Here is a 17261-nt window from a genome sequence, read left to right as displayed (position 1 = left end):
TTCTTTAACAGATCTGGTTATGGAAAAATAAATGCTTCGCTTCAAAGCTAACCAAAACCTGCATACATGAAACTTACTTTTTGTATCACCTCTTTTATTTCAGCAATTACACTTATTCCATTAACGGATGTAAAAGCACAGAGTAAAATGATAAAAGACATACCATTACCGGATGGTTATGTGAGAATACCGGTGCCGGAGCATTCATTTGGTGCTTATCTCCGCACGATCCAACTCAAGAATGACAATACTGTGTATTTGTACAATGGTATGCCTAAGGCTAACCAAAATGCTCATTATGCTGTTTTAGATATCTCGGTTGGCAACAAGGATCTTCAGCAATGTGCAGATGCCGTCATGCGTTTAAGGGCAGAACACCTGAAGCAGCAACAGAAACCTATCTGCTTTACTGATAATGCAGGAAAAAAATACTGCTGGGCCTATCACTACTCAAAAGGCTGGCAAAACTATTTAAATCTTGTATTTAGCTGGTGTGGCACACTCTCTTTACAAAAAGAGCTGATGCCCATTTCCTGGCAAAAAGTAAAGCCGGGAGATGTGATAATTAAGGGTGGAAGCCCGGGGCACGCTGTAATAATTGTAGACATGGCCCGACATAAAACAAACGGGAACTTCATTTTTTTACTGGCGCAAAGCTATATGCCCGCTCAAATGATACATGTGCTGTTAAATAAGAATGAAAGAAGTCTAAATCCCTGGTATTCTGTGCCTTCCGAATTGTTAATAACTCCTGAATGGACCTTTTCTTCCTCTCAATTACATACTTGGCCTAAGCCGGATTGAGGAAAATACTAAAACATAAATAGGGTTTTTCTTCGATTGACTTTCAGAAATGTTAAAAGTACATTTGAATTATAAAAACCGAATCCTATGAAGGTAAATACAAGCAATTCGCAATCTCTTTGGGTATTGGCTGCAAAAGTAACCGCCATTGGCCTTTCACTTGTTTTAGCTACCTATTCTCTTGTTTGGATTTTGCTCAGCACTTTACGGCTGTTTATGGAAGGCATAATTGATTGATAGTCAAACAGATCAATGCTTCGTTTGCACATAATAAAAAAGCCGGATAGAAATCCAGCTTCGTTTAAAATCCAATATCCTATGAAAAACCGTAACGAAGATGCGGCATTATACTCTAAAAAGCAAATTTTAGAATCAGATTTTTATTGATGGTTAACAAAAAACCGCCTTTTAGGGGCGGTTTGAAATTTATTTCTTCAGGTACATGACCTCTTTTACCAGTTTTACCGTTCGTGGCACATCCGGCAAATAACCGGCAACCAGGTTAGGTGCGTAGTGCATAGGGGCATCTACACTCGTAATACGGCGGATAGGAGCATCCAGGTAATCAAATCCCTCTTTCTGGATTCTGTACGCAATTTCTGATGAAACAGACGCAAATGGCCATTGCTCTTCTACAATAACCAGTCGGTTGGTTTTCTTCACACTTTCCAGAATGGTAAACCAGTCCAGCGGACGGATGGTTCTCAAATCAATCACCTCAGCTTCTATTCCTTCCTTGGCCAGTTCTTCAGCAGCAGCTAAAGCCACTTTCATCATTTTATTAAAAGAAACAATCGTTACATCACGACCCGGACGTTTAATATCAGCCTTACCAATTTCAATTACATATTCACCTTCCGGCACTTCTCCTTTATCACCATAACCAACTTCCGCTTCCATAAATACAACCGGATCGTCATCACGGATAGCAGCTTTCAGCAAACCTTTCGCATCATAAGGATTGGAAGGAGAAATTACTTTTAAGCCGGGGATATTAGCGTAATAACTTTCAAATGCAGTAGAGTGTTGCGCACCTAACTGACCGGCGCTTCCGTTAGGCCCACGAAAAACGATGGGGCAACCCACCTGCCCACCACTCATGGCCAGCATTTTAGAAGCTGTGTTCAAAATCTGATCCAATGCCAATACAGCAAAATTCCAGGTCATGAATTCTACAATCGGGCGCAAACCATTTTGAGCAGAACCCACAGCTACTGCAGCAAAACCTAATTCAGAAATGGGGGTATCAATAACACGCTTGGGGCCAAACTCATCCAGCATGCCCTGGCTCACTTTATAAGCACCGTTGTACTCTGCAACCTCCTCTCCCATCAGGTAAACACGTTCATCAGCTCTCATTTCTTCCTGCATAGCTTCCCGCAGGGCTTCACGCATAGCGATTGTTCTCATTGACTGTTTTTTAAGAGCAGCAAAAATATTGGAAGATGGTCAAAACCCCAAAAGCAGTTTATGCAGAAAAAGATGAGGAGCAGAAACAGTTGTACAGGGCCGGTCAGTTGTTTCCCGTGTTTCACTGCAAGTACGCCACAAATCCCTGCACAAAACCTTCAGCGGGCTTTCCGTTTCACCCGGGGCTATCAGCAGCAAATCAATAAAGCCGAACAAACAAGCCGGCGAATCAAATTGATTAATTTTCAAATCATCAAATCCTGAATCTTCAACCCGGCTGTTTATCTTGCACCAAACTTCATTTTTTTGAAAACGATTCTTGTCTTCGGTGCGGGTAAGTCAGCCACAGTGTTGATTGATTATTTAAAAGATGTTTGTGCTGCCAGTCATTGGCAACTGGTTGTAGCAGATGCACACCTGCTTACAGCACAAAGTAAAACCAATAATCATCCGTTTGCAAAAGCTGTAGAAGTAAATGTAACGGATGCTGATGAACGCAGAATGCTGATAACAGATGCAAGCATTGTTATTTCTCTCTTACCGCCGCATCTGCACATCATGGTTGCAAAAGATTGTGTAGCTATTGGTCGTTCATTACTCACTGCTTCTTATGTGGATGCAGATATCAGGAACCTCGAAGCTGAAATAAAAAGTAAGGAGTTGTTGTTTTTATGTGAAATGGGGCTTGACCCAGGCATTGATCATATGAGCGCCATGCAGTTGATTGATGGAATACAGGCAAAAGGAGGCACTATCACTTCTTTTAAATCACATTGCGGAGGTTTGGTAGCTCCTGAAAGCGATGACAATCCCTGGCATTATAAAATCAGCTGGAACCCCCGGAATATTGTAATGGCCGGAAGTGCGGGTGCAGTTTACAAGCTCAATAATGAAATCATTCAAACACCTTATCAGCAGGTATTTGAAAACTGTGAGGAATTACAAATAGGTGCTTTGTCTCCATTGGCATGGTATCCTAACAGGGATTCACTCAGCTATATTCCGTTGTACAATCTGCAGGATGCTGCCACATTTATACGAACAACTTTACGATATGCTGATTTTTGCAAAGGCTGGGATGTAATTGTAGACCTTGAGCTTACGGATGAAAAAGATCAATCACTTGTAGCTTCCTGTAAAACCTTTGCTGACTGGATGGAACAGAAACTGTTCAAAGCGGAGCAAAGAGATATAAGTTTCAGAATGTACCTGGAGTTATACGTGGAAGAAACGGCGCATGATAAAATACTCCGGCAGTTTGATTATTTAGAGCTTAATAGTGTAGAACTGTTGCCGCATCATGTAACCTGCAGTGCAGATATTCTGCAATACAGGTTAGAACAAAAGCTGAAACTGCATACAGCCGACAAGGATATGATTGTGATGCTGCACGAAATTGATTATACAGTTCATCAACAACCACACTCTGTAAAAAGCAGTTTAATTGTAACCGGTGAAGACAACCTGCGTACTGCCATGGCCAAAACAGTGGGATTGCCGCTGGGTATTGCAGCAAAACTCATACTGGATGAAAAAATTAAACTGAAAGGTTTACATATACCAACACGTAAAGAAATTTATGAACCTGTGCTGGAAGAGTTAGCCTTGCATAATATTCTGTTTCACGAAACAATGCAATGATGAAACATAAAATTTCGTTAGATGAGGCAAAACAGAAATTAAAGATGGAAGCAAAACTTCCATTTACAGTTCTTTTGCAGCATGGCACTATGAGCATTGAATATTTTGCACCGAAAGGGGAAGATACACAGCAGCCGCATTTACAGGACGAACTTTATGTAATTGCATCAGGCAAAAGCAATTTCATGTGCGGCAATGAATTTATTGATTGCGAAAAAGGCGATGTATTATTTGTTCCTGCAGGTATGGAACACAGGTTTATTCATTTTACTGATGATTTTGCAACATGGGTCATTTTTTATGGTGCAAAAGGTGGTGAAAATGAATTATAAAAACTGCTTCAAAATCTGCTGCAGTTCCTTCACGCCTTCTGTTGCCGGTTTTTCAATCGTTATCAGATTATGAACTTCAGAAGTATAAGGTATTTGTTTATCTACAATAAACTTTGGAATCGGCCTTGGTGCATAATTCACCAGGCCTGCAGCCGGATAAACCACTAAAGAAGTTCCTGCTACAACAAACAGATCAGCACTTTGTACAATAGGTAATGCCTCCTCAATCATCGGTACCGCTTCGCCAAACCATACAATGTGCGGTCTTAGCTGGGCTCCATCATCAGCTTTATCGCCTAATGATATATCACCTTTTATTTCATAAATCAGTGCTTCATTCTTTTCACTCCGCATTTTAAAAATCTCTCCATGTAAATGCAGAACGTTGGAACTGCCTGCACGTTCATGTAAATCATCAATATTTTGAGTAATGATGGTAACATCAAAATCTTTTTCCAGCTCTGCAACACCATAATGAGCTGCATTGGGTTTTGCATCCAGAACATTCTTTCTCCTGTAATTATAGAATTCCAAAACCAATCCCGGATTTTTATGCCAGGCACCTGGTGTAGCTACATCTTCTATGTCATATCCCTCCCAAAGACCGTCTGAATCCCGAAAGGTTTTTAAGCCACTCTCCGCACTGATGCCTGCTCCTGTGAGCACCACTAATTTCTTCTTCATGTTGCAGATATTAAAATAAAACGAAAAATTTATTTTACAGTAATGCAAATTATTTATCTTTCTGCTATGCTGATTACTGTTCCCGGATTGAATTTGGAACAATATTTGAAAAAAACCAAAAGAACATTCTGAGAAAATTGAGAGAACTACTTAAAAAAAATCCACCATTAATAGCCGGTCTGCTCACAGGGCTGCTCATGCTGTTGTTAGCCGCATCATTCTCGTTCCAGCGTTATCTTTTATTTGAATCAGAACAGGCTCGTCTTACGGAGCAGCAGGCTCAAAACATTAAAGACCGGATACTTGATGTTAACAGTCAAAGTTATGCTGCCACCAAAACGTTGAGTCTTTTTATTACAAAGTATAATGGAGAAAACAATTTTGATTCGATTGCTTCTCAACTCATAAGTACTTATGATTATATTGATGCTGTAGAACTGGTTAAAGGCGGTGTCATTGCAAAAATTTACCCTTTAGAGGGAAATGAAAGTGCTATCGGATATAACATCATTGAAGATCCTTTGCGAAATAAAGAGGCACTTGAGGCAATTGAGCGGAATGAGTTGTTTTTTGCAGGGCCCATTCAACTAAGGCAGGGTTACCCTGCAATTGTGGGGCGTTTACCAATTTTCAATGGGGATAAATTCTGGGGCTTTTCAGTTGTTTTAATCCGCCTTTCTACTTTTTTAACTGCAGCGGGACTGGATTCTAACAGTAGTGATTTTAGTTATCAATTTTCAAAAATAGATCCAAACACAGGTCAGGAGGTTTTTTATTTACCCTATTCGAAGCATTTAAATAAAAAAGGCACCATCGTAAAAGTAAATATTGAATCAGGTAACTGGATGATCTATGTAAAACGTAAAAACAAACTTACAATCAAGTGGATGGCGCCAATTGTAATTATGGGCCTTTTGCTTACGCTTATCAGCAGCTCGTTTGTTTATTATATTGTAAAACAACCATATCTCCTCAGAAGATTGGTTGATCAAAAAATCTATGAAGTAAGAGAAAGTGAACAGAAATTCAGAGCGTTGGTAGAAAATGTGCAAACAGGTGTGTTTATAGAACAAAATAATAAAATAGTTTATTTAAATCCCGGCTTTAATAAAATATTTGGCTATACAAACCAGGAAGTTATTGATCAATTAAGTTTTGCCGATCTTCTTCATGAAACATCTGAAAAAGATCCCTGGCAGAATTTTATAATGGCTGCACTTGGAAAGCCTGTTTTACTAAAGGCTTCAAAAGCAACAACTGAACCGGTTTATGTAGAACTGATTCTTTCAGAGATCATGTACAATCAGCAGCCTGCTTTCATGGGTACCGTGCTCGATGTAAGTTTCAGGGTTAAAGAAGATGCCCGTATCAATAAAGCAGTAATGAATGCACAGGAAAATGAACGACAGCAGATCGGTATGGAATTGCACGATAACGTATTGCAGATTATTGCTGCCTCATTGATTAATATTGATTACCTGCAGTTTCGAAACAAAGAAAATACAGAAATCACTTCTGCAATTTCTGAAATTAAAAAGCATTTAAATGAAACAGTAGATGAACTCAGGCGTCTATCGCATCAATTAACACCCACAATTTCTGCGAAGCAATCACTTTCAGATAAAATTGAGTCTTTGATTTATACCATTAAAAAAACCGGGTATATTGATGTAGCTGTACACATTCATGATTTCGATCCTCCCCTATCAGACGATATTCAAACAGGCATATACAGAATCATTCAGGAGCAGTTGAATAATATTTACAAGCATGCCAGGGCCAGCGCTATCAGTATTGATATACAAAAGGAAAACAATAATGTGGTATTAAAAGTAACTGATAATGGTATAGGCTTCCGGGTAGAAACGGCCAAAAATGGAATTGGTCTTGAAAACATTAAACGTCGTGCTTCCGTTTTGGGTGGAGAAGCAGTTATTCAATCTTCACCCGGTATGGGATGTAAAGTGCTAGTAAAAATTCCACTCAGTTAATCTGCAATACACCTAACAAAAAAGCCTTCGACATTAAATCGAAAGCTTATTGACCTTGTGCCCAGAACAGGAATCGAACCTGCACATCATTGCTGATACCAGATTTTGAGTCTGACGCGTCTACCAGTTCCGCCATCTGGGCTTTGGGGCTGCAATATTACAGAAACTTTGTTTCCCGTTGAAATTTTTCTATTGCTTCCATTGCGCAAAACCTAAATTTGCTGACCCTTAAATTGATTGCATGCTAAAGATTGGACTTATTCGGGAAGGAAAAATTCCGGCTGATAACCGTGTGGCACTCACTCCTGCCCAGTGTAAATGGATACACAAAAACAGTAATGACATTAAAGTACTTGTACAGTCTTCACCCAACCGTTGTTTTAAGGACAGGGAATATTCAATAGCCGGTGCAGAAGTAAAAGAAGACGTCAGCGAATGTGATATTTTACTGGGTATTAAAGAAGTGCCGAAGGAGCAATTAATACCTCAAAAAACCTACCTGTTTTTTTCACATACAAAAAAAGCACAACCGCATAATCAACAATTAATGCGTGAAATGATTGCTAAAAAAATTACGTTGATTGATTACGAATGTTTAACGCATGATGATGGTCAACGAATTATTGGGTTTGGTTTTTTTGCAGGTATTGTAGGAGCTCATAACGGAATGATGGCGTACGGAAAACGTACCGGTAGTTTTCATCTCAGCCGTGTAAGTGATGTGGAGGATTACCGGGAACTCATCCATACTTATTTTGGATTAAAACTTCCGAAAATAAAAATTGCAGTTACCGGCAGCGGCAGAGTGGCACATGGTGTTCTTGAAATCATGAACCTTATGGGTATTCATGAAGTAGAGCCTTTCGATTTTTTGCATAAGCAATTTGACTACCCCGTTTATGTACATCTCAAGGGAAGAGATTTGTACGAACGGAAAGATGATGGTACCTATAACCGTGAAAATTTTCATCATCACCCGGAAGAATACAAATGCACCTTCTCTCCTTTTGCTAAAAAAGCAGATGTTTTATTAAACGGTGTTTATTGGGATAAAACCATTCCGCATTTATTCACCGTGGATGAATTCAGCAGCCCTGATTTTTCCATTCAAACCATTGCTGATATTACGAATGATACAAATGGCTCAGTACCTGTAAACCTTGGCGATTCCACCATTGAAGACCCTATTTACGGAGTGGATCGGAAAACTATGCAGAAAACAGTAGCCTATTTACCCGGCTCTGTTGATTTGATGGCAATTGGCAATTTACCCAATGAACTGCCAAGAGATGCAAGCCGTTACTTTGGCGAGCAATTAATAAAATATGTTCTGGAAGATCTTGTAAAAGGGGGATCACCCATACTGGAAAGGGCAACGATATTAAAAAGCGGAACACTTACAGATGCATATAGCTATTTGAAAGAATATGCCGGGATTTGAAGTAACTATTTGGTATCACCAATCAGATATACAAATAATAATCTTTCAGTAATGCTACAAAATCAGAACTGTATTGATTGTTTTTATCTTTGATAACCATCGATTGAATTTCTGATTCTGATTTCTTTTTTCCTAAAAGCAACATCGTTCTAAAAAAAGAATGACCCGGTGTTTGCTTTACATCCATCCGGCTATCTAAATACAAATTATGTTCGTTTGCAGTTTCAATAAATCTCTCTGCTCTGAAATAAGGAATCAGCACTGCTAATTTTCCCGCAGTATTTAAATTCATTTCAGCAATCCTGATCAACTCATCTAATTTCAAACCTTCATCATGCATAGCTACATTCCTGTTAGCAAGATCACTTTTTAAATCATTTTCATAAAACGGCGGATTAGAGATGATTAAATCATATTTCTTATCAAATACAAATTCTTTAACATCACCAAAATATACTTGCAAACGATTAGCCCATGGAGATGCTTTTAGATTTTCCAACGCTTGTTCATAGGAAGACTTATCTATTTCAATACCTTCAATCAACGCATTACACTGCTGTGCAAGCATCAACATTAGCAACCCTGTACCTGCTCCTATATCAAGCACCGTGTATGCTTCAAGTTTCTTATGTCCTTCTTTGTTTCCAACCCATGCACCAAACAAACAACTATCTGTGCTCACTTTCAACGCAGCATGTTGCTGATGAATTGTAAATTGTTTGAAACGGAAAAAAGTGTTGGGCATTTTTGTTATTAATTGTGAATTGAAGTTCAAGTCCAGGCAGCCCGGGCACTGGGTACAGCACTTAAGCTTTCAAAATCACTCTCCAGGAATTTATAGTAGGCTGTTAAGGCAATCATGGCTGCATTATCAGTACAATACTCAAATGCAGGAATAAATGTTTTCCATTTGTACGTAGCTCCCATTTCCAAAAATCTATTCCGCAAACCACTGTTTGCACTTACGCCGCCGGCCAAACAAATTGTTTTTATGCCTGTTTGAACAGAGGCTTTTTTAAGTTTGTTGAGTAAAATTGAAACAATTCTTTGCTGAACAGATGCACAGATATCATTGATGTTTTCCTCAATGAACTTCTTTTGGTCTTCTTCAGTAGCAAGGAACTCATCTTTATACACCAGACTCTTACCGGCGTTTCTTAAAAAATATAGTATGGAAGTTTTTAATCCGCTGAAACTAAAGTCAAGTCCCGGAATTTGTGGTTCTGGAAAGTGAAAACGATCCGGATTGCCCAATTGAGCATATTTATCAATTAACGGGCCACCGGGATAAGGCAGTCCAAGTAATTTCGCTGTTTTATCAAATGCTTCTCCTGCTGCATCATCAATAGTTTCACCCAAAACACTCATCTTAACAGGGTTCTCACATAATACAATTTGAGTATGACCGCCACTCACCGTGAGACATAAAAATGGAAATTCAGGTTTATCATCTGCAACCAGGTTTGCAATTACATGCGCCTGCATATGATGTACTCCAATCAATGGTATATCAAGTGATAAAGCCAATGATTTGGCAAACTGAGCGCCCACTAACAAACTACCGATTAAACCCGGAGCTTGTGTAAATGCAATGGCTGAAACAGATGATAATTGACAGTTGGCAGAAGACAGCGCAGCATCAACCACCGGTACAATATTCTCCATATGTGCACGACTGGCAAGTTCAGGTACCACACCACCATATTGCTCATGTACCGATTGTGATGCAATGATATTGCTCAAAATTTTTCCATCACGGCATATCGAAGCCGATGTTTCATCGCAGGAAGATTCAATTGCAAGAATGGTAATGCTCAATTTGCCTTTAAGATTTGCTGCAAAAGTAACAGAACATTGGGTTTGATGAAATTATTTACTGCGTATAGCTACTACAGGATCCATCCTTGCTGCAATAAACGCAGGAATGAGGCCTGCAAGAATTCCCGTGATAATACAGGTAAACACAGCACCCAAAAATAATCCCCATGAAATGGCAACTTCAAATTTTAAAACAGCAGTTAAAAAGAATGTAAGCAGGAACACCAATAACAAACCGATAACACCACCAAGCACACAGAGGAAAGCACTTTCCATTAAAAACTCTGAAAGTATGGTACGTTGTTTCGCACCTATTGCTTTTTTAAGACCGATGATGCTGGTGCGTTCCCGAACCGTTACAAACATAATATTCGCTACTCCAAAAATCCCAACAATAAACGATAGGATGGTAATTGCAATACCTCCGATGGTAATACCATTAAAAATAGATGATAACTGAGCGGTGCCGGTATTAACATCGTTCAGTGCAAAATTATCTTCCTGTTTAGGACTGAGTCGTCTTACGCCCCGCATCACACCACGCAACTCGTTTTTTAAATCTTCAACCGGAATATTTTCTCTTCCCTTTACAAGTATAAAAGGATCACTGTTAAGTTCATCACCAATCTGTCCGGCAAATAAATAAGGCAGTAAAATGGAATTGTCAAAATCCCATCCGCCGATTAAGCTTTGCCCCTGCTTTTTTACAATACCAATTACAAGCGCTTTTTTTCCTTTAATTGTAACCCATTTGCCAAGTGCATTGTCAGCTTTGTCAAATAACTTTTCAGCCACCACATAGCCCATTACCATCACTGAACTTCCGTTTGAAAACTCAGCAGGGGTAATAAAGCGTCCCTGCCCCATTTCAACAGGTTGAATTCTTTCAAATTCATCAGTTACTCCAAACCAACGCACACCTGTAAGTGATTCATCATCATAATCAATACTCGCCGTACTGGCAAATGTATAAGCCACATGTGCGGCAAGAGTTACTTTATCTTTTACAGGCGCCATTTCCCGGTAACGGGGCACAGGTCTACCCATATATTTCCACCATGGATATTCGCCACCACCACCCCAGGGCCATTTCTGAATATAAACAGTATTGTTTCCAAAGGATTTGAAAGAGTTGCGTACGTTTCGTTCCAGGCTGCTTACCGTAGCCATCACACTGATAATGCAGAAAATACCGAACGTAATACCCAGCAGACTTAAAAAAGTACGCAGCTTATTCTTTTGGAGCTCCTGAACGGCAAACTGCAAACTGTTGTAAAAGATTTCAAACGTTTTACGCATACTCCAAAATTAATCTTTCCGTGGAAAGTTGCTCTAAAAATGTTACCAATGGAAACCTGCCGAAACGTACCTTTGCGGGCTTTAAACGGTTGATGGTTGAATGGTCAAGGCTATGAACCATTTGCTGTGAACGGTGAACTAAAGAAACATGAAATACGCAAACGAAATACAGAAACGCAGAACTTTTGCCATTATCTCCCACCCTGATGCCGGTAAAACCACACTTACGGAGAAGCTCTTGTTATTTGGAGGCGCTATCCAGGTGGCCGGTGCGGTGAAAAGCAATAAGATTAAAAAGCATGCTACCAGCGACTTTATGGAAATTGAACGGCAGCGTGGTATCTCCGTTGCTACCAGCGTAATGACATTTCAATATGGCGATACATTAATTAACCTTTTGGACACACCCGGTCACAAAGACTTTGCAGAAGATACGTACCGCACTTTAACGGCTGTGGACAGCGTAATTCTTGTGGTGGATAGTGTGAATGGTGTGGAAGAACAAACCCGCCGTTTGATGGAAGTGTGCCGCATGCGTGATACACCGGTAATTGTTTTCATTAACAAAATGGACCGTGATGGTAAGAACCGTTTTGACTTGCTGGAAGAAATTGAAAAGGAACTGAATATTCATCTGCACCCAATGACCTGGCCTATCAACAGCGGTAAAGATTTTAAAGGTGTATATGATCTTCATAATAAAAGCCTGGTTTTGTTTACTGCCAATACAAAGGCCAATGAAGAAGATGTGGTGAACATAAATGATCTGGGCGATGTAGTACTGGATGAAAAAATAGGTGATGCTGATGCGAAAATATTGAGAGATGATGTGGAACTGGTGGAAGGTGTATACGGAGCTTTAAACGCTAATGATTACCTGAAAGCAAAAGTGGCGCCTGTGTTTTTTGGAAGTGCTGTAAACAACTTTGGTGTTAAAGAACTGCTGGAAACCTTTGTTCGTATATCGCCTACTCCCCAAAGCAGGGAAACTTCAGTTCGTCACTTAGATGTGAATGAAGACAAATTCAGTGGCTTCATCTTTAAAATACATGCCAATCTTGATCCCAAGCATAGGGATCGTATTGCATTCTTACGGGTGTGTAGCGGAAAATTTGAACGTAATAAATATTTTCATCATGTACGATTAGATAAAGATGTGCGTTTCAGCAACCCCTATTCCTTTATGGCTCGGCAAAAAGATGTGATTGAAGAAGCTTACCCCGGTGATGTAGTAGGTTTGTTTGATACAGGCAATTTTAAAATTGGCGATACGCTTACTGAAGGAGAAAGTTTTTATTTCACAGGCATCCCTTCTTTTTCACCTGAATTATTTAAAGAAGTGGTGAATAAAGACCCGATGAAAACAAAGCAACTGGAGAAAGGATTGCTGCAACTTACTGATGAAGGAGTAGCCCAGTTATTTACACAGTTTGGAGGTAATAAAAAAATCATCGGTTGTGTGGGTGAACTTCAGTTTGAAGTAATTCAATATCGTTTACTGCAGGAATATGGCGCCAGTTGTGAGTTCAGAACACTTCCTTATTACAAAGCCTGCTGGATTACCAGTAAGGATCAGAAAAAGCTGGATGATTTTACCCGTTTCAAGACCAACAATATTGCGGCAGATAAAGATGGTCATTTAGTATACCTGGCACAAAGTGAATGGTTTTTAAATACTGAACGGCAAAATAATCCGGATATTGAGTTTCACTTTACCAGTGAGATTCATAAGGAAGGGTAAAATTGGTCGGTACGGTTGAAAACCGTCAGACCAGGTTAATTAGAATAATCTTTTCATATGACGACCTCAGGTTCTTGCCGACGGGCACATATAACAGAAGTACGGGAATCGAAGTAAGAAGTACGAATTACTCTGCGTTTGAAAATTACTCTCAGCATAAATTGAAAAACGATGATTCTGTTTTCCACCCCACGCTTATATGTCAGGCCATTCACTGCCGATGATGAAGATAACTTCTTCGTACTCACCGGTGATGCAGAAGTGATGCAATACATCCGTGAGCCAAAAACCAGGGAACAAAGTGATTTGTTTTTAAAGGAGAACCTGGAGTTTTATCAAACACATCCCGGCCTTGGGCGTTTTGCTGCTTTTACGAACGATACGCATAAGTTTGCAGGCACTTTTTCACTGCTTTCTATTAATGATTCAGATGATATTCACCTCGGCTATGCGTTTCTTAAACCCTTTCAAGGAAAGGGACTGGCCACAGAATTGGTTCGTGCATCACTACCTTATGTTTTCAGTACCATTCAAAAAGAAACGGTTCATGCGTTAACGGTAGCAGAAAATACAGCTTCAATCAAAGTATTATTAAAGTGTGGTTTCAGATTCACTCATACAATGGTGCATAGTGGCGATGATGTAATGGTGTTTGAGTTACAAAGAGAAAAAGCTAATATTTAAGTATTCATTTCCCTCTTTCCGGAGTTTGATCAAGTCATTATTTTTCTCGTCAATAAAGAGCGGCCTTCTTTCTTATAAGCAGCTGCAAGTTGTATCATATAAATTACATCAAGTATAAATGCAATAACTCCCATTAACTGCAGCAACAAACCAAAACCCTTCAACAAATAAATAGTTGCACAAACCGATCCTGCTAATTTGAATGAGGCAATCCCGGTTGATTGACCGGCAATGTTTTTTCTTTGTTTCAGCATATAAATGAAAAGAGCTGATATTACAATATTCATAAGAAATGCTGAATAAGTAATAGCCATTACACCTATTGCTTTTTCCAGTACAGAAAGAAGCAGCATGGATATTCCTATTAACAGAAGGATATACCCGTAAAACATCTTATTACTCTTGAAAAGCTTCCATTCTTTCCGACCGTATAAAATGTATGAAATTAGAATGAGCACATCCAGCAAAAACCAGGCTTGGTAAAATCGGATCAAATTAAACGGTTGTGATTCTGTAAAAACAAAACCATACAGGAACTCCCAACTGATGTTAAGTGCTAATGCAGGGAAGGGCATTCCGCAATATTGATTTTTAAAGGAACGAAAAACAATGAGCAGGTAGGTAACAATCCATCCTGCACCCATACCAACCATCAACCATTGATAAAATGTCAGATTTAAGAACGCCATTTAAAACAGTTTGAAAATAAATGAATTTATTCCCGATGGTTGTTAACTGTTTTATACCTTACCTACCTTTTCCATCATTTTCTCCACCAGCTTAAATGTTGCCGGGCAATATTCTACATTCTGCTTATATACATGCACCCATTCTGTAAAATGCTTTTTGGTGTGATGCGGAAAACCGGCACAGTCGGCAGGGCGGATTTCATAAATATTACACATATTGGTTTTTAAATCCAGGAACTGGCAGGGTTGTTTTTTATTCATCCAGTCGCCGCTGCCTCTTTCTTTGTACAACCATTTTTCTTTAAACTCTTCCGGTGTTTGATTAAAATGGGCCGAGATGCGTTTAATATCCTGTGGCGTAAATGTAGGCGTCATGGTTTTACAGCAGTTAGCACAGGCCAGGCAATCTGTTTCCTGCCATACTTCCTTATCGGCTTCCAGCGCCAGTTTATCTAATCCTCTTGGTTTTACTGTTTCCAAACGGGTAAGAAAATAGCGGAATTTACTACGGTACGTATTCATGAGCCTTTTATACAGCGGTAAAAAACGAGGCTTTTCAACTTGCATGTAGAATTTGTTTTAGCAACGAATATAAATGTTCTTATCTTTCAAACTTCAAGCGAATCCGATAAATGTGGGAACCGTATAAAAAAGGATTTAAAGCCTATTTGCAATTAGAAAAATCACTGAGCGAGAACTCGGTTGAAGCTTACCTGCACGATGTAGAGTTACTTACACAATACCTTCAAACAGTACAGGATTTAAAAACGCCGGATGCACTGGAACTGCACGATCTGCAGCAATTTGTAAAGTACATTGCAGAACTGGGTATGAGTGCCGGCAGCCAGGCACGCATCATCAGCGGATTACGGCAGTTCTACAAATTTTGTGTGCTGGAACAAATTACCCGGAACGATCCTACTGTTTTACTGGAAGCTCCCAAACTCAAACGTAAACTTCCGGATACATTGAGTTATGATGAAATAGAAAGTATCATCCATGAAATTGATCTAAGTAAACCGGAAGGCGGGCGTAATAAAGCGATCCTTGAAACCATGTACAGTTGCGGCTTGCGTGTAAGTGAAGTTGTGAACCTGAAACTTTCCAATCTTTATCTTGATGTAGGATTTGTGAGAGTGATTGGTAAAGGAGATAAAGAACGTTTGGTACCCATCGGCAGCAGTGCTGTAAAGTACATCAACATTTACCGTAATGATATCCGGGTACATCTGCAACCCCAAAAAGGATTTGAAGACTTTTTATTTTTAAACCGGAGAGGTGCTGCACTTACAAGAGTGATGATCTTTTTAATTATCAAGGAACTGGCGCTGAAAGCAGGCATTCAAAAAAATATTTCTCCGCATACATTCAGGCATTCATTTGCAACCCACCTGGTGGAAGGCGGTGCTGATTTAAGAGCGGTGCAGCAAATGCTGGGACATGAAAGCATCACAACCACTGAAATTTACACGCATTTAGACCGTGAATACCTTCGTAAAACACTGGAGCAATACCATCCTGGTTTTGGAAGAAAAGAATAACCCACCTTCGGTCGGCCCACGTCCTCAGGCGTGATTTGACAGAAGATGATATCAAAATGCTGAATTACTGCACCATTATTTTACTTGTTTGAACCAATCTCTTCTTTTCATCCGTAATCTGTAATAAATAGATTCCTGCACTCATTCGCTCATTCAAATGAATTTGTTCAGTTTCATTAGGTGAATTGATTTGTTTCTGAAAAGAATAAAAGAGTTGACCGGCAGCATTCAGTAAACGGATTTGATAAAAACCGGGCTTTGTGGTACCGAAGTTGAGTTGAAGTGTTCCATTATTTTTTATGGGGTTTGGGAAAGCTTTAATTGCATGTGGTTTTAAAAAGTTCATTACTGAATCACGGAAAGAATAACTGACAATGGAAACAGCTCCTGTGAGGCCTCCTAATCTTCTGCTGTAGAACTCTCCGGTTACCACTACTTCACTCAGACCAAGGATATTTCTCGATAAATCAATATCTGATAATTGTACCAGGTTGTTTTTAACTTTCTTATTTGAAATATCTAATTCTGTTTTTTGATAGCCTATAGATGTAATACTGAGTATTTCTTGTTTTTGGTTTTTGGTGATTTGAAGTACAAACGTTCCATCTTCACTGGTGATTACAGTCTGTTTTATATTTATGCTGACTGTGGCGCCGGCAATTGGGGAACCATCTTCCGAATCCAAAACTTTACCTGTAATGAAAATAAAATCCTTTATTGACTTTTTGTAATTTGATATACTTACTGCTCCACCAATTACGATTCTTTTATCATTCAATTCCGGATTCGAGGAAGAATTAAATCCCGGCATTGTTTTTAATTTGGGAATGGCAACTGTCGTATCACCCGTAACCGCAACTTTTCCTTTTTGTGCATTTGATTTTATACTGAAAAAAGTGAATGGCAATAATAACCCCGCAGCATATTTCAGGAAAAGCGAAGCCGGTTTAATTTCATAAGTTGACAACGGCCTGTTTAATTGCTCATCACTAAACCGTCCGCAGGTTGAACCATTATAATTTTTAAAAAAATCTAAGATAGCTTCATCTGTATCGTTAGTAAAATCAATTACGTTCTTTGCGCAAACAGCACAATGCCGACCTTGCTCAACCGGTGTCATTTTATTCCAATCTTCATGACATGGTTCGGGGATGCTGAGAATGATTTTTTCTTTCATACTAAATGC

The 17261-nt window shown here is 39.3% G+C and carries 17 protein-coding genes and 1 tRNA gene; 9 read left to right on the top strand and 9 right to left on the bottom strand.

All coding sequences use genetic code 11. From position 1 onward, the window contains the following. Nucleotides 1-66: 66 nt before the first annotated feature. Both PDL71_RS11455 and PDL71_RS11450 read left to right on the top strand, forming a co-directional pair. The gene (locus tag PDL71_RS11455; protein ID WP_407521098.1) at nt 67-804 is read left to right on the top strand and encodes a DUF4846 domain-containing protein; all 738 of its coding nucleotides are present in this window, start codon (nt 67-69) and stop codon (nt 802-804) included. Nucleotides 805-891: 87 nt separating this feature from the next. Then, nucleotides 892-1041 carry a hypothetical protein gene (locus PDL71_RS11450; protein ID WP_407521096.1) on the top strand — a complete coding sequence of 50 codons (150 nt, stop codon included), beginning with the start codon at nt 892-894 and terminating at the stop codon, nt 1039-1041. A gap of 189 nt (nt 1042-1230) precedes the next feature. Here the strand turns inward: PDL71_RS11450 and PDL71_RS11445 are convergent, their stop codons facing one another. Then, nucleotides 1231-2214, bottom strand: coding sequence for a pyruvate dehydrogenase complex E1 component subunit beta (locus PDL71_RS11445; protein ID WP_407521094.1), 984 nt, complete (start codon nt 2212-2214; stop codon nt 1231-1233). A 306-nt stretch (nt 2215-2520) separates the two neighbouring features. Here PDL71_RS11445 and PDL71_RS11440 point away from each other — a divergent pair, with 306 nt between their 5' ends. Continuing rightward, on the top strand, nt 2521-3855 hold the full coding sequence (locus PDL71_RS11440; protein WP_407521092.1) for a saccharopine dehydrogenase C-terminal domain-containing protein: 1335 nt from the start codon (nt 2521-2523) through the stop codon (nt 3853-3855). Next, the gene (locus PDL71_RS11435; protein ID WP_407521090.1) at nt 3855-4187 is read left to right on the top strand and encodes a cupin domain-containing protein; all 333 of its coding nucleotides are present in this window, start codon (nt 3855-3857) and stop codon (nt 4185-4187) included. Before PDL71_RS11440 ends, PDL71_RS11435 begins: the two co-directional genes overlap by 1 nt. Here the strand turns inward: PDL71_RS11435 and PDL71_RS11430 are convergent. Next, complete coding sequence (locus PDL71_RS11430; RefSeq protein ID WP_407521088.1) at nt 4182-4871, bottom strand: SIR2 family NAD-dependent protein deacylase; 690 nt, start codon at nt 4869-4871, stop codon at nt 4182-4184. The genes PDL71_RS11435 and PDL71_RS11430 overlap by 6 nt on opposite strands. Before the next feature lie 137 nt (nt 4872-5008). Here PDL71_RS11430 and PDL71_RS11425 point away from each other — a divergent pair, with 137 nt between their 5' ends. Next, nucleotides 5009-6862, top strand: a complete 1854-nt coding sequence (locus tag PDL71_RS11425) for a PAS domain S-box protein (protein WP_407521086.1) — start codon at nt 5009-5011, stop codon at nt 6860-6862. Between the two features lie 58 nt (nt 6863-6920). On the opposite strand, the gene PDL71_RS11420 is transcribed toward PDL71_RS11425, so the two are convergent. Continuing rightward, nucleotides 6921-7004: transfer RNA gene (locus tag PDL71_RS11420), tRNA-Leu, on the bottom strand. A 99-nt stretch (nt 7005-7103) separates the two neighbouring features. Between PDL71_RS11420 and PDL71_RS11415 the strand changes: the two genes are divergently transcribed. Next, complete coding sequence (locus PDL71_RS11415) at nt 7104-8303, top strand: NAD(P)-dependent oxidoreductase (protein WP_407521084.1); 1200 nt, start codon at nt 7104-7106, stop codon at nt 8301-8303. A gap of 22 nt (nt 8304-8325) precedes the next feature. On the opposite strand, the gene PDL71_RS11410 is transcribed toward PDL71_RS11415, so the two are convergent. The 3 genes from PDL71_RS11410 to PDL71_RS11400 all read right to left on the bottom strand — a co-directional run bounded on the left by PDL71_RS11410 (nt 8326) and on the right by PDL71_RS11400 (nt 11420). Continuing rightward, on the bottom strand, nt 8326-8985 hold the full coding sequence (locus tag PDL71_RS11410) for a tRNA1(Val) (adenine(37)-N6)-methyltransferase (RefSeq protein ID WP_407521082.1): 660 nt from the start codon (nt 8983-8985) through the stop codon (nt 8326-8328). A gap of 89 nt (nt 8986-9074) precedes the next feature. Further along, on the bottom strand, nt 9075-10121 hold the full coding sequence (gene tsaD / locus PDL71_RS11405; protein ID WP_407521080.1) for a tRNA (adenosine(37)-N6)-threonylcarbamoyltransferase complex transferase subunit TsaD: 1047 nt from the start codon (nt 10119-10121) through the stop codon (nt 9075-9077). A gap of 51 nt (nt 10122-10172) precedes the next feature. After that, nucleotides 10173-11420 (bottom strand): ABC transporter permease, encoded by a 1248-nt coding sequence (locus PDL71_RS11400; RefSeq protein ID WP_407521078.1) that lies wholly within the window; start codon nt 11418-11420, stop codon nt 10173-10175. A 148-nt stretch (nt 11421-11568) separates the two neighbouring features. Here PDL71_RS11400 and PDL71_RS11395 point away from each other — a divergent pair, with 148 nt between their 5' ends. Both PDL71_RS11395 and PDL71_RS11390 read left to right on the top strand, forming a co-directional pair. Beyond that, entirely contained in the window at nt 11569-13161 is a 1593-nt protein-coding gene (locus PDL71_RS11395; protein ID WP_407521076.1) for a peptide chain release factor 3, read from the top strand. Between the two features lie 171 nt (nt 13162-13332). Then, on the top strand, nt 13333-13845 hold the full coding sequence (locus PDL71_RS11390; RefSeq protein WP_407521074.1) for a GNAT family N-acetyltransferase: 513 nt from the start codon (nt 13333-13335) through the stop codon (nt 13843-13845). A gap of 29 nt (nt 13846-13874) precedes the next feature. On the opposite strand, the gene PDL71_RS11385 is transcribed toward PDL71_RS11390, so the two are convergent. Together PDL71_RS11385 and PDL71_RS11380 are read right to left on the bottom strand one after the other, a co-directional pair. Then, complete coding sequence (locus PDL71_RS11385) at nt 13875-14534, bottom strand: hypothetical protein (RefSeq protein WP_407521072.1); 660 nt, start codon at nt 14532-14534, stop codon at nt 13875-13877. A gap of 51 nt (nt 14535-14585) precedes the next feature. Next, complete coding sequence (locus PDL71_RS11380; protein ID WP_407521070.1) at nt 14586-15056, bottom strand: YkgJ family cysteine cluster protein; 471 nt, start codon at nt 15054-15056, stop codon at nt 14586-14588. A gap of 110 nt (nt 15057-15166) precedes the next feature. Between PDL71_RS11380 and xerD the strand changes: the two genes are divergently transcribed. Beyond that, nucleotides 15167-16075 carry a site-specific tyrosine recombinase XerD gene (gene xerD, locus PDL71_RS11375; protein ID WP_407521068.1) on the top strand — a complete coding sequence of 303 codons (909 nt, stop codon included), beginning with the start codon at nt 15167-15169 and terminating at the stop codon, nt 16073-16075. Between the two features lie 64 nt (nt 16076-16139). On the opposite strand, the gene PDL71_RS11370 is transcribed toward xerD, so the two are convergent. Next, nucleotides 16140-17252 carry a carboxypeptidase-like regulatory domain-containing protein gene (locus PDL71_RS11370; RefSeq protein WP_407521066.1) on the bottom strand — a complete coding sequence of 371 codons (1113 nt, stop codon included), beginning with the start codon at nt 17250-17252 and terminating at the stop codon, nt 16140-16142. Between the last annotated feature and the right edge of the window lie 9 nt (nt 17253-17261).

Source organism: Lacibacter sp. MH-610 (genome assembly GCF_045780045.1).
GTDB lineage: Bacteria > Bacteroidota > Bacteroidia > Chitinophagales > Chitinophagaceae > Lacibacter.
Note: the sequence above shows the minus strand (reverse complement) of the source record. Positions and strands in the feature narration are given on the sequence as shown.

Bases quoted from the DNA above. Each gene is read 5' to 3' on its own strand.
- PDL71_RS11430 (WP_407521088.1), bottom strand. From the start codon at position 4,871: ATGAAGAAGAAATTAGTGGTGCTCACAGGAGCAGGCATCAGTGCGGAG.
- PDL71_RS11370 (WP_407521066.1), bottom strand. From the start codon at position 17,252: ATGAAAGAAAAAATCATTCTCAGCATCCCCGAACCATGTCATGAAGAT.
- xerD (WP_407521068.1), top strand. From the start codon at position 15,167: ATGTGGGAACCGTATAAAAAAGGATTTAAAGCCTATTTGCAATTAGAA.
- PDL71_RS11455 (WP_407521098.1), top strand. From the start codon at position 67: ATGAAACTTACTTTTTGTATCACCTCTTTTATTTCAGCAATTACACTT.
- PDL71_RS11450 (WP_407521096.1), top strand. From the start codon at position 892: ATGAAGGTAAATACAAGCAATTCGCAATCTCTTTGGGTATTGGCTGCA.
- PDL71_RS11415 (WP_407521084.1), top strand. From the start codon at position 7,104: ATGCTAAAGATTGGACTTATTCGGGAAGGAAAAATTCCGGCTGATAAC.
- PDL71_RS11395 (WP_407521076.1), top strand. From the start codon at position 11,569: ATGAAATACGCAAACGAAATACAGAAACGCAGAACTTTTGCCATTATC.
- PDL71_RS11380 (WP_407521070.1), bottom strand. From the start codon at position 15,056: ATGAATACGTACCGTAGTAAATTCCGCTATTTTCTTACCCGTTTGGAA.
- PDL71_RS11435 (WP_407521090.1), top strand. From the start codon at position 3,855: ATGAAACATAAAATTTCGTTAGATGAGGCAAAACAGAAATTAAAGATG.
- PDL71_RS11385 (WP_407521072.1), bottom strand. From the start codon at position 14,534: ATGGCGTTCTTAAATCTGACATTTTATCAATGGTTGATGGTTGGTATG.
- PDL71_RS11445 (WP_407521094.1), bottom strand. From the start codon at position 2,214: ATGAGAACAATCGCTATGCGTGAAGCCCTGCGGGAAGCTATGCAGGAA.
- PDL71_RS11390 (WP_407521074.1), top strand. From the start codon at position 13,333: ATGATTCTGTTTTCCACCCCACGCTTATATGTCAGGCCATTCACTGCC.
- PDL71_RS11400 (WP_407521078.1), bottom strand. From the start codon at position 11,420: ATGCGTAAAACGTTTGAAATCTTTTACAACAGTTTGCAGTTTGCCGTT.